This window comes from Staphylococcus pseudintermedius, assembly GCF_034042775.1.
Taxonomy (GTDB): Bacteria; Bacillota; Bacilli; order Staphylococcales; family Staphylococcaceae; genus Staphylococcus; species Staphylococcus pseudintermedius.
Genome location: NZ_CP120150.1, coordinates 2,092,376 through 2,108,217, shown reverse-complemented (window position 1 = coordinate 2,108,217; position 15,842 = coordinate 2,092,376). Strand labels below are relative to the sequence as shown.

Annotated in this window: 15 protein-coding genes; 8 read left to right on the top strand and 7 right to left on the bottom strand. The window is 36.7% G+C overall.

Features of this window, described 5'->3' with window-relative positions:
- Positions 1–747: 747 nt before the first annotated feature.
- The 4 genes from P3U61_RS09950 to P3U61_RS09935 form a co-directional block, all read right to left on the bottom strand.
- Positions 748–1,314 (bottom strand): LOG family protein, encoded by a 567-nt coding sequence (locus P3U61_RS09950; protein WP_031253776.1) that lies wholly within the window; start codon positions 1,312–1,314, stop codon positions 748–750.
- A 100-nt stretch (positions 1,315–1,414) separates the two neighbouring features.
- Complete coding sequence (locus P3U61_RS09945; RefSeq protein WP_014614578.1) at positions 1,415–1,861, bottom strand: YaiI/YqxD family protein; 447 nt, start codon at positions 1,859–1,861, stop codon at positions 1,415–1,417.
- On the bottom strand, positions 1,862–2,851 hold the full coding sequence (locus tag P3U61_RS09940) for a hypothetical protein (RefSeq protein WP_323695692.1): 990 nt from the start codon (positions 2,849–2,851) through the stop codon (positions 1,862–1,864).
- Positions 2,852–3,233: 382 nt separating this feature from the next.
- On the bottom strand, positions 3,234–4,088 hold the full coding sequence (locus P3U61_RS09935) for an undecaprenyl-diphosphate phosphatase (protein ID WP_037543807.1): 855 nt from the start codon (positions 4,086–4,088) through the stop codon (positions 3,234–3,236).
- A gap of 278 nt (positions 4,089–4,366) precedes the next feature.
- Between P3U61_RS09935 and P3U61_RS09930 the strand changes: the two genes are divergently transcribed.
- On the top strand, positions 4,367–6,004 hold the full coding sequence (locus tag P3U61_RS09930) for an ABC transporter ATP-binding protein/permease (RefSeq protein WP_063284899.1): 1,638 nt from the start codon (positions 4,367–4,369) through the stop codon (positions 6,002–6,004).
- On the top strand, positions 6,005–7,666 hold the full coding sequence (locus tag P3U61_RS09925; RefSeq protein WP_199570090.1) for an amino acid ABC transporter ATP-binding/permease protein: 1,662 nt from the start codon (positions 6,005–6,007) through the stop codon (positions 7,664–7,666).
- A 385-nt stretch (positions 7,667–8,051) separates the two neighbouring features.
- Here the strand turns inward: P3U61_RS09925 and P3U61_RS09920 are convergent, their stop codons facing one another.
- Complete coding sequence (locus tag P3U61_RS09920) at positions 8,052–8,489, bottom strand: global transcriptional regulator MgrA (RefSeq protein ID WP_014614573.1); 438 nt, start codon at positions 8,487–8,489, stop codon at positions 8,052–8,054.
- Between the two features lie 231 nt (positions 8,490–8,720).
- On the opposite strand from P3U61_RS09920, the gene P3U61_RS09915 reads away from it, so the two are divergent.
- The 6 genes from P3U61_RS09915 (at position 8,721) to mdh (ending at position 13,792) form a co-directional block, all read left to right on the top strand.
- The gene (locus tag P3U61_RS09915) at positions 8,721–9,650 is read left to right on the top strand and encodes a CobW family GTP-binding protein (RefSeq protein ID WP_187526104.1); all 930 of its coding nucleotides are present in this window, start codon (positions 8,721–8,723) and stop codon (positions 9,648–9,650) included.
- A 26-nt stretch (positions 9,651–9,676) separates the two neighbouring features.
- Complete coding sequence (locus tag P3U61_RS09910; RefSeq protein WP_015728721.1) at positions 9,677–10,585, top strand: aldo/keto reductase; 909 nt, start codon at positions 9,677–9,679, stop codon at positions 10,583–10,585.
- Between the two features lie 82 nt (positions 10,586–10,667).
- Positions 10,668–10,949, top strand: coding sequence for a hypothetical protein (locus tag P3U61_RS09905; protein WP_014614570.1), 282 nt, complete (start codon positions 10,668–10,670; stop codon positions 10,947–10,949).
- A 187-nt stretch (positions 10,950–11,136) separates the two neighbouring features.
- Positions 11,137–11,418: an AAA family ATPase gene (locus P3U61_RS09900; protein WP_157939018.1), complete on the top strand. Its 282-nt coding sequence runs from the start codon at positions 11,137–11,139 to the stop codon at positions 11,416–11,418.
- Positions 11,419–11,759: 341 nt separating this feature from the next.
- Positions 11,760–12,464 (top strand): AAA family ATPase, encoded by a 705-nt coding sequence (locus P3U61_RS09895; protein WP_407057947.1) that lies wholly within the window; start codon positions 11,760–11,762, stop codon positions 12,462–12,464.
- Between the two features lie 389 nt (positions 12,465–12,853).
- Complete coding sequence (gene mdh / locus P3U61_RS09890; RefSeq protein WP_014614567.1) at positions 12,854–13,792, top strand: malate dehydrogenase; 939 nt, start codon at positions 12,854–12,856, stop codon at positions 13,790–13,792.
- 131 nt (positions 13,793–13,923) lie between these two features.
- Here mdh and P3U61_RS09885 read toward each other — a convergent pair whose 3' ends face one another.
- Both P3U61_RS09885 and P3U61_RS09880 read right to left on the bottom strand, forming a co-directional pair.
- Positions 13,924–14,628: a CPBP family intramembrane glutamic endopeptidase gene (locus P3U61_RS09885; protein WP_225549916.1), complete on the bottom strand. Its 705-nt coding sequence runs from the start codon at positions 14,626–14,628 to the stop codon at positions 13,924–13,926.
- Between the two features lie 309 nt (positions 14,629–14,937).
- On the bottom strand, positions 14,938–15,555 hold the full coding sequence (locus P3U61_RS09880; RefSeq protein WP_020219822.1) for a DUF1361 domain-containing protein: 618 nt from the start codon (positions 15,553–15,555) through the stop codon (positions 14,938–14,940).
- Between the last annotated feature and the right edge of the window lie 287 nt (positions 15,556–15,842).

Here is a 15,842-nt window from a genome sequence, read left to right as displayed (position 1 = left end):
TATAAATTGAATTGCATATTAAAAGTTGTGAGGCTGAGGCGGCCTCTTTTTTATGTTTTTTCAAGAAATTAGAAGTAAAAATACGCGATGGTACGTGTATAGAAGCAACAGATTAAATCGAGGTGCAGTCGGAATGAAAGGCGAGAGGTAACATAAAAATAGAGCGCGTGCAAAGGGCTACATAGAAAATATTAAGCGCAATCTATTCAGAGGTTGATGATTCATTAATGTTTTTAAAATAGTCGGAAAATGAGGGTGAATGGAATACAAAAAATGGATGCTATTGTTTTCTTGATTTCATATACTTGCCCTCAGTTTCGCTGTAATTGATATCAAATTGACTAGATGGCTGAGACGCCTGAGGGAATGCATGCATACTGCTCGCAACTACTTCTTTACTTTAATAGTGGTTACTGTTTATCGTAGGAGCTGTCTGACTTCTCAAGGCGCATGCTTTTGAGAAGTCGAGTCAGCCTTGCGGGGGACAGTACGACGACATCTTTGTTGTACATGAGATTTCTGTACTACTCCCAATATCCACTAACGATTAACAAATGTAACAGCTTAATCAAGCGTTAGTGAGTTGTAGGACCAGCCCCTAGGAAACGCGAAGCTATGAAGGCAATCAAAACTACAAATTATAGGTAAAGGGTAAGTTAAACAAGAATTCTGTATCAATCGCATCAAAAATTTTTGTGTCTCATTCCCTTGTAATTTTGCTGTGGTATATACAAAAAGCAGCCATACTTAATCGTATGTACGTGTTGAAATCGGTTTGGCATTTTTAAGACCTTCCAATAATGTTTGAGGCGTTTCATACACACCTGCAAGCTTTTCATACTTTTGATCAATAAAGCCCTCATGAATCATATGTGTAATCAATGCTTCTAGAGGTTTGTAAAATTGTTTAATATTAAAAATTCCGATAGGCTTTTGGTGCAATCCAATTTGTGCCCAACTATAAACTTCGAAAAATTCTTCAAGGGAACCCGCACCACCTGGAGCAATAACAAATGCATCGGCGAGGTCTGCCATTTTTTGTTTACGTTCATGCATGGAATCGACTAAAATCAGCTCAGATACTTTTTGGCTCGTAATTTCACGCTCGTCTAATAATCGAGGCATCACACCTATTGCATGACCGCCATGATCTAATACGCCGTCCTGTATTGCGCCCATAATGCCCACAGATCCCGCACCGAAAACCAACTCAATCCCTTGTTCTGCAAAGTATTGACCTAAAGCATAGGCTTCTTTGACATAGGTCTCATCCAATCCTTTACTTGCGCCACAATAAACTGCTATACGTTGAATCATTTTCATCGCTCCTTGTTTAAATCAATTTTTAGTTATAGTTTAAAGCAAAAAGAAGTGCATGTGTAGTAAAACAAGAAATGTTAAGACACATGCACAGCTATGGAGATTGGATACAGTGGCGAAAAGATGTTTCAAAATCGAGTCGTTGCTTTTGATCGAATGCAGGCGGCCCTTTATGATGACGTTTTGTTTTTCGACGCGCTTGTTGATGATAGTATCGTTGGGCAAGCAGACGATCAATATTTTCGGATGTATAAATGTGACCGTTGTGATGCAAGACGTGTTTGACTTTTTCTAACACTAAACTGGCTAACCCATAGTCTTGTGTGACAACAATATCATTCGCTTTTGCATGTTGGAGTAACATAAAATCAACAGCATCACGTCCGCCATCGATATATTTGACTTCTACATGCGAAGGAAAATCATGAACAGTAAAATGACTATAAGTGCGAAATAAATATACAAAAATGCCTGTCTCAGCCGTGATTCTAACGATGGAATCGACGACTGGACAAGCATCGCCATCTATTAAAATGCGCATTTATCGTCCTTGTTTCTTCATTGATTTTTTAGATGTGTCATTTAACTGTTGGTTTTGTCTTAATATGTCGCTGTCTTGCACTTGGCGCTCCATATTTTGATAATGTTGTTCGTATAAAGGTGCGTTGTCTGATGTTGTTTCGACTTGACCTGGTGCACTTGGTGTCGGTTGACTTTTGCCAGTATGACTTTGCGTCGTTTGAAGTTCTGATAACGTCGTAATACGTTGTTTTTCTTGTTGCTCATTGGATTGAACCGTGTTGTTTTGGTTTACCGAACGTTTTGTAGGAGCTGCATCTGTCGTATGTCCGGCCTTTTCTTCATGTTTTTTCATGTCTTTCATATTTTTCTTTAACGCTTTTTCACGTGCTTTAGCAACTTTTTCTTCTTTCTTATGACGTTCTTTTAGGTGCTTTTTTAAATCCTTGTTCATTTTGTCAACTTCTTTTTTGTTGCGCTTTTCAATTTTTTCAGCACGTTTCTCAGTTTTAGCATCGCGTTGTTCTGGTGAATGCCCGACTTTTTCTTCATATTTTTGCATTTTTTTCATAGTTTTAATCATTTGCTTATGACGTTGATTAAACGCTCTATCCTCTTCTTTATGGCGTTCTGCAATGTGCTTTTCTAAGCTTTTCGCTAACTTGTCAATTTCTTTACGGTTTTCTTTAGCGATTTCTTTTCCACGCGCACGCACATTTTCAGGACGGTTGTAACGTTGGATTTCAGCTTCTTTTTTCATCACTTTATTGTAATCATGACGACGCTTTTTAGTTTGAATGGTGCTTTTTAAATGACTTGATCCTGAAACAACAGAGTCTTTCACAGAATTCGCAACTTGACCGGTTTTATGTGCCACAGTTTTCGAAGTATTCACTGTTGTTTGGGTCACTTTTTGGACATCGGGATGTGCTTTAAATTTTTTGCGTTCTAAGATGAGTGGTACGAGAAATACAGGTAAGACATTGACTATCATTTTAATTGTTTTATTCATGAACGTTGCCTCCAATTATGAGTATACTTATGATTTTTTACCCTTTCAGCCGTCTCGATAAACGCTAAATGGTGACCTTGCACTATCGCGCACGTCAAAAATCGATAAGTTGAGCTCGTTACGTATTGTATGATTATTGTACATTGTTTTGATGGAAATTTAAAAAGTGAACTCGGTTTTTTGAAGTTTCTAAAACTGTGAATAGGTGCACTCAAGTGTGATGCTGATGTCGACATGACCTTTTCACTATGAGTTCTCATGCAAATGACTGAATCATTAATGTATGTATCGTTAAACTCGGTGGCAGTATTGAAAAGATAAAAAAAGCGGGGATAGACACGCAATGGTCTTAACCCCTTTCTCATATGTTGATGCACTTCAATTATTTAATAATACCGAAATAAACGACAGCAATCACGACGACAAGTACGATTCGGTAAATCGCAAATGGTAATAATTTAACGTTTTGAATCAATTTCAAGAACAGTTTGATTGAAATAAAACCGAATGTGAAAGCTGCTAAGAAACCTAAAATGTAGAATGGAATATGTGTCAATTCGATATAATCTAAATGTTTAATAATCGATAAACCACTTGCTGCTAACATGACAGGCACTGCCATAATGAAAGTGAAGTCAGAAGCAGATTTATGGTCTAACTTCATCAATACTCCTGTTGAAATCGTTGAACCAGAACGTGAAAATCCTGGCCACATTGCAACGGCTTGAGAAAGACCGATGACAAAAGCTTGGAAATAAGTGATTTCATTTAGAGTTTTTGGATTTTTTACGTTAAGACTGAACTTGTCGGCAATAATCATGTAAATCGCACCAAGGAATAAACCGATGAGCACAGTCGGTACGCTAAATAAATATTTTTCAATCAAATCGTCGAATAATAGACCGAGCACCCCTGCTGGAATCATCCCAATAATAATGTGTAAGAGATTCAAACGACGCGGTTTTGAACGACGGCCAGGCTGTTGCGCTGGTGCATATTTACCGATATGTAACATTTCGAAATACTTGTGACGAAAAATCCATGCCGCAGCAAAAATAGAACCGAGTTGGATAACAATTTTAAAGGTGAAAGCAGATTCTGGTCCTAAAAAATCAGTCGATTTCAACCACATATCATCGACTAAAATCATATGTCCAGTTGAAGAAACGGGAGCGAACTCAGTCATCCCTTCAACGATACCAAGAATAATGGCTTTAATTAATTCGAAAAATAACATAGAAGAACCCTCTTTAATCATTTTTGTGTAAATTTTAATATAACATAGCATATGATAGCATATTCTCATTTAAGATGTCTTTTTCTAACATAAATTTATTGAAATATAGGTCTTGAGCAGTAGAAGTGGCACCATGTATATGAATTTGAAAATGGTGCCAGTGTGTCTTTAATTGAAAGATTTCAGACAAAAAATCGTCGAATTTTTTCACGTGAAAGGGATAGAGCGACCATGTAAAATGGAGAAATGACACATACAAATGGAGGCGGAAATCAAAGATGAAACAATTACATCAATGGGCGAAACAATTTTATAGCTTGCCCATATTTATGGCTATCGTTTGTATCGGTCTTGCGCTATCAGTCGTTGCTCAAAATGTAACGATTGGCATCATATTAGAACATATTCTCACACATCAACCTACAGCATGGTCTGTCATGATTGGGTTTTTAGCGTTGGTACTCATATTACGTGCAACTTTAGATTTTGTGAATGGATGGCTAGGGGAACGTCTGGCACATCGTGTTCGACAGATGATTCGAGGGCGCTTATTACATCAAGTGTCTCGCCAAGCTGTTGGTGAAAGACTGACGATGGCGACGGAAACCTTGTCTGAAATGTTGCCGTTTTATCGCAATTATTTACCTCAAGTATTTAAATCGACATTTATCCCTCTTGCCATTATTGTAACGATGCTTTTTGTGCATATACCCACGGCTTTAATTATGCTCGTTACGGCGCCATTTATTCCTGTTTTTTATATTGTTTTTGGTCTGAAAACACGTGATGATGCAAAAAATCAAATGACATTTTTAAATCAATTTGGTCAACGTTTCTTAAGTTTGACGAAAGGGTTAGTTACTTTAAAACTGTTTAACCGTTCTGAACAAGCAGTGGAAACGATTAGTGAAGAAAGTACACAATTTCGTGATAAGACAATGACAATATTAAAAAGCGCATTTTTATCTGGCTTAATGTTGGAATTTATCAGTATGTTAGGGATTGGTTTAGTCGCTTTAGAGGTTGGGTTAAGCTTGATTGTATTTCAATCGATACATTTCGGTACAGCTGCTATTGCGATGATTATGGCGCCGGAATTTTATAATGCGATTAAAGACTTAGGTCAAGCCTTTCATACAGGAAAAGAAAGTGAAGGTGCTAGTGACGTGATTCATGCAGCACTAGAAAAATGTGAGGTGGTGACCGGTCATGAAATCAGTGTGGATGAAAATCAAACACCACTCATTCAAGTACGCAACCTTCAATACCACTATCCCAATACGACGTCTAATGTATTAACGGAAATGCATCTCGACATTTTTGAAGGCGACCGTATTGCATTAGTCGGACCAAGTGGTGCAGGTAAATCCACATTTGTTCGCTTGTTGATTGGTGAACTGTTACCACAAGAAGGCCGTATCACGTATCAAAGGCAAGATTTGAAAATAGGCTACCTTTCTCAAAATCCGTATATTTTTAATGCAACGATTGCAGAAAATGTCGCTGTATTTAATGACGTTCCTGCTGAAAAAATTACTGCGGCATTGGAAGCGGTACAGTTGATGCCTGTTGTCCAAAGGTTTCATTATGGCATTGAAACGTTGATTGGTGAAGGTGGCGAAATGTTATCTGGTGGTGAAATGAGAAGAATAGAGCTCGCGCGACTATTATTGTTAGAACCAGATTTTGTCGTTTTAGATGAGCCTGTCGCAGGATTAGATAGCACAACGGAACAAGTGATTCAACAAACATTAGACCGTTATTTTCAACATGCGACACGTTTAACGATTGCACACCGTCAGTCTACAATCCAGCATGCGACACGACGGATTTATTTAGCAGATGGTACGATTCAGTCTGATGATGATCACATTCAACTTTCGTTAACACATACGCAAAATGGAGGTGAAGAATAAATGAAACTCCAACAAGTGATTAATATTAAGTGGGATAAGGATATTGTGATGGCGATTTGTATCGGTGTATTTGGAAGCCTTGTTGCACTGAGTATGTTCTTTTTAAGTGGTTATATGATTACTCAAAGTGCTTTAGGTGCGCCGTTATATGCTTTAATGGGCTTAATTGTAACGGTAAAATTATTTGGGTTTATACGGGCTATAACGAAATATTATGAACGGTTGCGCTCTCACCGTGCGACCTTTACGATGTTGAGAGATGTGCGGGTTCAGCTCTACCGTGCGCTCATCCCAATTGTACCGGATGTTTTTCGAAAGTTTCGCTCGAGTGATTTACTCGGCAGAATGGTCACACAAGTGGAAGCATTGCAAAATATATATTTACGTGTCTATTATCCACCTATTGTAATTGGGATCACGACGCTTATTTCAGCAGTGACTTTAGTCTATTTTTCATGGGCACATGCCGTCGTTTTAATCATTACAATCGCAATTGCTTTGTTCATTTTGCCTGCATTACGTGTCAAACAGGCGACACGTGTGCGACTGCATGTGAATCAAACAGGAGCGCGCTGGATGCATGCTTATTTTGACTACATTTTAGGTCATGATGAGTTGAAACGATTTAAGAGTGATAAAAAATATAATGCACAATTAATGGCTTCTGAAGCGGCATTCAGCCAAGCCGAGCACCTGTCGCAAAAGAGTCACCTCGTTTATGATTATATACGACATTTAATCAGTATGGCAGCATTACTCGGTAGTATCGTGCTCGTTGTAGTGATGGTCGAACAACAACAAGTCGATATTGTCTATGTGACGAGCATTATTTTAATGATTTTGACATTATTAGAACAAGCTGTGCCGATGAGTCAAGTCGCTGATTATAAAAGTGAGACGGATCTAGCACAGCAAAGCTTATCAGAAGTGATGGGGTATCGTAAAAGAGCGGTTGAAAAAGAGCAGGTAGATGTTCATCAAATCTCTCATGATGCGCCACTGTTAACGTTGAAAGATGTCACGTTATGCTACGAACATCAACAGCGCCCAAGTGTGCAACATTTAAATCTACACATCCATAAAGGTGAACACGTCGCCATTGTTGGGACGTCTGGTTCCGGTAAATCGACGTTATTACAATTGTTAATGGGACTGTATACACCAAGTGAAGGTCAAATTTTAATAGGCAATCACGCACTAAATGATTTAGATATGATACATTACTATCAACAGTTAAATACGATGTTGCAACAGCCGCATTTTTATGACGATACAGTATATGGAAATTTATTGACTAATGCTTCAACAACTCAATGTCGGACTGTGCTGGATCAATTGCACTTGCAACATATTGCGTTAGATCGTCTAGTAACATTTAATAGAAATACATTGTCAGGTGGAGAATTTCAGCGATTAGCACTTGCGCGTCTCATGTTACGAGAGGCTTCGATTTGGCTACTTGACGAACCAACAACCGCGCTAGATATAGAAAATACAAAAGATGTAATGCGTCAAATTCACCAACAAGCTGAAACACTGGTCGTTGCAACACATGATGTACAATATTTAGCGCAGTTTGATAGAATCATACAGATGCAAGAAGGAAAAGTGATTGGAGACATGACACCAGAACAATTTTTAGCTGAAAAAGTTCATGAATAGACGAGGCATTACAAATGGTATAAAAAATGAATAAGTTATTGTGGAATAGTGAAAGTAAGTTTGTTGAAATAAACAAGGAACAACTGGTTATATCGGATGAGAGGTGTGAAAAAAGCGCTCAGAATGTCGTTGGAGGGCATTCAAGCGCTTTTAAATGATGATTATGTATGTATAGATAAACTAAGGTTGTATCAGTCAAACAAAAAATGGTATGCTCTCAATATAGTGTCATAACATCAATAACGTTATAGATATAAATATCAATCACACGGGCCCCCAATACTTTCATCGTGTAAAAATTGATATTGTTCCCCTGAAACAAGTCTATCTATATCAATACGAAAACACTGCTTATGACTTAGAAGTAGTGACTGATTTCAATCGTTTACTTACTTTCATCAAAAGCTGTAATCACTTTTTCTAATAATCGAGTTAGTTCGTTTACTTCGTCAGGTGTTAAAGATGAAGCTTCTGCAACTTGTTGAGATGCATTTGCTAATTCTGGTTCCATTGCTTTACTCTTCTCAGTTAAATGAACAAATACTTCGCGTTGGTCGATTTCAGAACGTTCTCTTTTAATCAAGTCAATTTGTTCCATACGTTTTAATAAAGGTGATACGGTCCCTGTATCAAGGGCTAAGTCTGTTACAACTTTTTTCACATTTACAGGGGATTGGTCCCATAAAATCTCTAAAACTAAAAATTGCGGATACGTGAGCTTATATTTTTTGAAAATCTTGTTTGAATAATAGCGGTTAACTTGTCTTTGTGCGTTATACAAACTAAAACATACTTGCTCTTTTAAGTTTAAATGGTCAGACATAATTAGTTCTCCTCCAGACATTCTATCCGTTTTCTCTTTTTCTATCACGAATGGGAATCCGTCCATAATCAAATGATTTAAGCCGTTCTCACTTAAATCTATGCTATGCTATCCTTAAAATATAGCATGCAGTAATTTTAGAAGATAAAGCGTACTTTATCAAGTTTAAAGTCAGACATACACATATATTATAACAGATTTGTAGATTTTTTGAGAGAAAGGGTTAAATTTATGTTTAAAAAACAAACATCGCTCATATTGATACATGGATTTCTCGGAAGTGGCAAAACCACATTCTTAAATCATTATATGACGCAAATATTAAAAAAAGATGAGAAAGTTGCACTCATTGTAAATGAATTTGGTGATTTTGATGTAGACAGTCATCTTTTGAGTCATTATCATGTACAACAATCAGCATTACAAGGATGTATTTGCTGTGATATTCAACACGATTTAATTGCGCATTTGTACCAATTAACACGTGATGCAGAAGTTGATTATATCATTGTAGAAGCGACTGGTGTTGCGAATCCGATTGATATTTTGGTTGCCTGTCAAGACCCTTTATTAGTGGATGCATTTTCATCAATAGAAACGATAGGCTTGGTGGATAGTGTCAGATTTATAAAACGGCATGACAATACTGCACAAACGAAAGCTTTAATGGAAGATCAAGTCCGTGCGAGTCAAACGATACTGGTTAATAAAGTGGATTTAATAGAAGATGACGCACAACTTCAAATGGTGATTGAAGATATTAAAGCGCTATCACCTAAAAGTCGTATCGTTCTCACACAATACGGTGAAACATTGAAAACAATTGAAAAAGGTGCAAATGCACAAAATGTCGATGTGACAGGGTTTCATAGTCATACACATGCACATTATACGAGCTTACAATATCAATTCAATAGTGCAGTCTCTCAAGAAGCACTTGTCCAATTCATTTTAAGGCTACCTGACAATGTATTGCGATTAAAAGGCTATATCCGTTTGCGCGAACAGCCTGATGAGATTTTCTTAATTCAATATTCAGAAGGGGTGCCCGCTATTGAAAGTGTAGGTCACTTGACGCTCCCAACTTCTATTATCATCATAGGCGAGCAATTAGATAAGGCCATGTTAAGAAATCAATTGGATATGTTACAATTTACTTAATTCTGGATTATTCAAGGGGTGTTTAAATGGATCAAATCACTATCAATCAGCATGTGAAATATTCTAGAGTCATACAAGGTTTTTTTCGAGCGCATCAATGGCAGAAATCGACACAAGCTATGAATCGTTTCATTCATGAACTTGTTGAGCGTGGCGTGACAACGATGGACCATGCCGATATTTACGGACATTACACTGTGGAAAAAATGTTTGGAGATGCATTGGCTTTGTCACCTGAACTGCGCGATAAAATTCAAATCGTAACGAAGTGTGGAATTGTCCTGCCGAATCATATTTATCCAGAGCAAACCGACCATCGTTATGACTTAAGTAAACAGCATATTAAACGTGCAGTTGAGCGTTCATTAAAGTCATTTCAAGTAGAGTATTTGGATAGTTTGTTGATTCATCGACCATCGCCGCTAATGAAACCATGTGAAATCACTGATGCTTTAAAAGATTTAGTCCAAGAGGGGAAATTGTTGTCATTTGGTGTATCAAATTTTCAGCGCCCACAGTATGAATTATTAAATCGTTGTTTGAAAGACGACAAATTTCATATCGCAGTGAATCAAATTGAAATTTCACCGTATCATTTAGAAGCGTTTCATGACGGCACCATTGATGATATGTATCGTGAAGGTGTGAAGTTAATGGCTTGGGGACCGTTTGCAGGCGGACGTTTATTTGATGAAAATGACCCAGTTGCAGCACGTGTCCTTCCAGTAATAACACGAATTGCAAAAGCACACCATACTTCAGTCGCAGCGGTAGTGTCTGCATGGTTTAAAAAGAATCCAGCTGATATTATGCCCATTATTGGAACTGAACGACTCGAACGTGTTGACGAAGTGATTGATGGACTCCAACTTGAATTGCATGACCAAGAATGGTTCGATATTTTTACTGCTGCACAAGGATTCGACATTCCATAAAATTGTCACATCTCATGGAAGTCAACGTACAGCAAACTTTAGTACAATTAAACGTGATTATTAGGAATTGAGAGGGAAAAATATGACAGAAGAGGAAAAAATTAAGCGCAGTCGTTTCAAACGTAATGTTATTGCGATACCGTACATCATCTTTGGCTTTATCGTTGCATTACTGTTTATCTTTTCACCGGATATCATTTGGCTCGTCACTATTTTTGGTATCTTTATGGTGTATAATGTCATCGCGATGTTTATTGCCTTTTTATTCAAATATGGGCGCACTGCATTGTATTTGTTGATGATGACCTTATTGATGGCTGGTGCATTTGCGCTTTATCTCTATATGCTACTTGAATTTCATTAGGTGAAATATGCACACGTTTACATGGTGTCCGTCCATGTAGGCGTGTTTTTTCGGTGTGTATTGCATTTATTAATTTTAATGAATCGGTTAAAGTTTGAAACGTATTTATGTTTTAGTTTGTCAGTATTTACCTTATAACAAACATATCAGATTATTTAAGAACAAAAATACGTTAGAAGGTAAGATGATGCTCATTAACTTTGAATTTAAAAACCATCTTTCTTATAGAGATGATACAGTTTTTAGTATGGAAACAGGTAAAAGACTAAGGAAGTTAAAAGAGAATATTTATGAAGTTCAAAAAACACGTCATACAGAAAAAATAAATTTATTAAAAAGCGCAATTGTGTTTGGTGCAAATGGTTCTGGTAAATCTAATTTAATTAGTGCATTAAAGTTAATGAAAGAATTAATTTTGAGTGAGAATATGAGTGCTACAAAAAAATTCCTAAAGTTTCCTTTTTATTAGATGATTATTCAGTTGAAAATAGTACAAAGTTATGTGTAGAAATCGTAGCGAACGGGATTCAATATCAATATCAATTTGAATATGTAGAAACGGCTATTTTACGTGAAACATTATTTTATTATGAAAATGGCAAATACTATAAATATTTTGAAAGAGATGAAGAGGCATTTATTGTTACGCCTAAATGGGCTAAAGATGAAGTGACGAAAACGAGAAGAAATGAACTCTTTTTAAAAGTTGGTCAAAGTGTGAATGATACACATTGTTTGAATGTCTATCGATGGTTCTCAAATCAGCTCGTCTTCATTAACGGGCATATAGAGCATCGGGATATTAAAGAAATGCTACATGTGATAGAAAATGAAGAAAGTAAAAGAGACCTGATAGAGTTTTTACAGAAATGTGATATTAAAGTGGCTGATATTGATACAACTATAGATACTTTTAACATACCTAAACAGTTATTGAACATTTTAAATGCAATTAATAACGAAAATGAAGAAGTAATGAATACAAGTGAAGCAGAGCTGAAAACTGATGTTTATAAGTTGAATTTAGTGTATAAAAAGTATAATCAAGAAGGCGATAGAATAGGAAGCCAACGTATTTCTTTCAATCATGAGTCTGAGGGGACGAAAAAATTGATTACTTTGGCACTGAACATACTAGACGAAACTAAAAGGGGAAGCGTTTTTGTGATGGATGAATTTGATGATTCTCTACACTTAAATATTTCGAAAATTATGATTAAACTGTTTAATCTAATGGAGAACAGGAGTCAATTTATTTTGACTTCGCATCAGCTGTTTTTACTAGATTGCGATTTACGCGTGGATCAAATTTATTTAGCTAAGAAAGACTTCGAAAGTGCTAGTGAATTGTACAGTATATTTGATTTTAATGATGACTATGGTAAAAGGTCAGATTTAACAATTTTTAAACGCTATTTGGAAGGTGTCTATGGTGCGGTCCCTAATGTAACGATAAATGATTTTACAACTTTGATTGGCAAAAAGCATCATGTGGATGGTGGTGAGGATGAGTAAAAACAAAAGACGAGGAAGATAAAAAAGGCAAAACACCAAACAAAATAGTTAAAATATACTGTGAGGGTTACACTGAAAAACACTATGTTGACATGTTAAGGAAAAAGCATAGCAAGTCTAATATCAGTGTGAGTGTTGAAGCGGTTTCTCAAAGTCATAAAGCATTGGTCAAAATCCTTATACGAATATCCACCATGATTTAAAAGTTATTTTTAATATTACAAAGCGTTTATAAGTAAGTCATAAACCATCCTCCCCTTATGTCATCTTCTATAATGATTCATTAGCGTTTGTCACAAAGATTACATGTAATAATGTGAATAGTGTTATACATTTATAAAAATGCAATGATATAATAAAAGTGATGAAAGACAAGGGGGTTTTGGAATATGAGACGAAAAAAAGTTTCAATTATTGGATCAGGTCACACGGGTGCAACACTTGCATTTATTGTTGCTTCTCATGGCAATGCGGATGTGTTGATTGTTGACCGTGAAAAGAACGCGTCAGTGATGAAAGGGAAAACATTAGACATGCAACAAAGTGGCTCAATTTTGGGATTTAATGTGCATGTGAATTCTACTGTCGACTATGCGGATACGAAAGATTCGGATGTTGTTGTCATTACGGCAGGGGTCCCACGTCAACCTGGTATGAGTCGTGATGATTTAGTCCAAACGAATGAACAAGTCATGGTTGAAGTGACGAAGAAAATTGTGCAATATTCACCTCACTGTACGATTATCGTCTTAACGAACCCAGTTGATGCGATGACGTATACCGTTTATCGTACGTCAGGTTTTCCGAGTGAACGTGTCATTGGACAATCGGGTGTGTTAGATACTGCGAGATTTAATACATTTGTTGCAGAAGCTTTAGATGTTGCAGTGAATGATGTGACAGGATTAGTGTTGGGCGGACATGGGGATACGATGGTGCCGTTAGTGCGTCATAGCCAAGTGAATGGCGTGCCACTTAATGAATTGTTACCACCAGAAAAAATAGAAGAAATTGTTGAAAGAACACGTAAAGGTGGCGCAGAAATTGTCCAACTGTTAGGCACGGGTTCAGCTTATTATGCACCGGCAGCGGCAGTTTATGAAATGTTGATTGCGATTTTAGAAGATCAAAAACGTGTATTACCAACGATCGCTTATTGCCAAGGGGAGTATCAGTTGGATGATATTTATATCGGCGTGCCAACTGTTTTAGGTGCAAATGGTGTCGAACGTATTATTGAATTAGAGTTAACGGATGAAGAAAAAGCGCAGTTGAAACGTTCAGCTGAAGCGGTCGAAGGTGTAAAGGCAGCGCTGAAAAGTTTATAAAACGAGTTGATGATTGAACTGGCGTCCCTTTTACCGGTCCAACACTGAATCGGGCTGTAACGATTCATGTGTTCAATTTCGTATATAAAAATAACCCCCACGTCGTTTGATTGTACGTGGGGGTTTAAGTATTATGAAAAAATTTGGAAAAGGACGCCGATAAAAGCAAGTGTATTATTAAACATATGCAAGAAAATAGACACAGCAATGTTACAACCACTTTTAATGTAAGCAACGACGAACATCGTTGCTAGAAAAATATACGGTACCGCTTCAAGTGGATGGTGTGCGGCAAACATATGCAAACTTGCAAAAATAACGATAGAAATCAGACCTGTAAACATGAGGCCCCATTTTTTGCCGAGCTCGCCAATAATGATATGACGGAAAAGCAATTCCTCGGTGATCGGTGTCAAAATGGCTAAACTTAAAAATACGAGTGGTAACCAAGCCGGTTGATGGAAAAAGGCCATGAGTGCTTCTTGGTTGCCTGTTTCTTTAAATTGCCATTGTTCAGGTAACAACTGTAATACATAAGTGAAAATCATATTCGCAATCATATAGAGCACATACACACTGATCATCAGCTTAATATGCTTTCTACTTTGCATCAATGCGACGGTTATCTTAGTTTTTAAGCCGTGACGATGCGACCATGCCAAATAAATAATGACAAAGATGGACGTGAGTATACCGACAATTAACAGTGCCATTGCGACCGGTATTTGTGTTGATGGGATTAAGAATAGACTGAACACATTGCCCAGAATGATTTGTGCTAAAAAATAGATGACTATCGCCCATAAATCACGCCAGGCGACTTGCTTTGAAGACATATGCATCATTTTCCTCCTAGGTACTTTGCTTCTACAGTTATTAAATGCCAAACAGCAATAAATATAAGCTTACAAATTGAAGACATGTAAGAATATAACTGTATTTTAGCAATAATTTCACTTTAAAGGGAAGTTGCCAGTTTGGATAATGTCGTTCGTAATACAACAGTTGAATTCCGAATACAGCAATGCCCATAGGTAGTAACAGCATGACGAGGGGCCACCATTTGCGCCAGCCGATTTGATAGTAAAATAGAGTGATCAGAAGTTGAAAGGCCGGTATCGCACTGATAAATATAACTGTTGAAATCATGTACGGCTTCGAACTCCTTTCACAAATAAAAATAGTAAAGCTTGAATTAATATGATAAATGACACAAAAATAAGTGCCTCAAGATTCAGTGATTTTAATGTTGAGACGATGACGGAAAATGGGTGATTAATAATATGCACGCTATGAAAACGTAAAAAGCGACCTACATAAATGCCGAGTCCACTCAAAACCATCATGCCGAACAAAGCAACGATACGTAATGGAGTAACTTGAATGAGGTGATAAATTTCCATCACAATTAACACATAACAATAAAGTGAGAAGATGACTGATGAGATGAGTAATGTGAAATGGAACCACTCATATAAATTGAGTTCAGCCAAAAAGTTAAATGTAAATTGATTCAAATGGATTAAATCTGTCACCATATAAAATGTGTTTGGTAACATTAATATAAAGATAAATAAGTATATGATAAAAAGCGGCCATTCAAATGCACGCCTCGGTATAAAAAGTTTGATCAAATAGGCCAATTCTAATGGAATATAAGCTAAAGATACATTGAGTGTTAAAAACATTAATTGATTGGGAATAAGTATTGAAATAAGAATTAATACCACATAGGTGATACGTGCAATGTATCGGGCATTCATCGTGATACCTCCTTCTATGAGATATATAGCATAACCGTTAATTTCGATGGTTTCAAATTTTTCACTGTCTTTTAAATAGGAATCAGTCTCGAGTTGTAGAGATGACAGTGAAAGTGAAGGGAAGCGGAATCTTTACATCACGTGCACAGGCTCCCTTTAGATGATAATAAGCTATAAAATTTTTGTTTATAATATACAAAAGGTTTAATGTTCTTTATTTCAAAAACTTTTAATTTTAGTGTTTCGAAACTTTCTTTTGTAAAACAAATGTTATATAATGTTGTAAT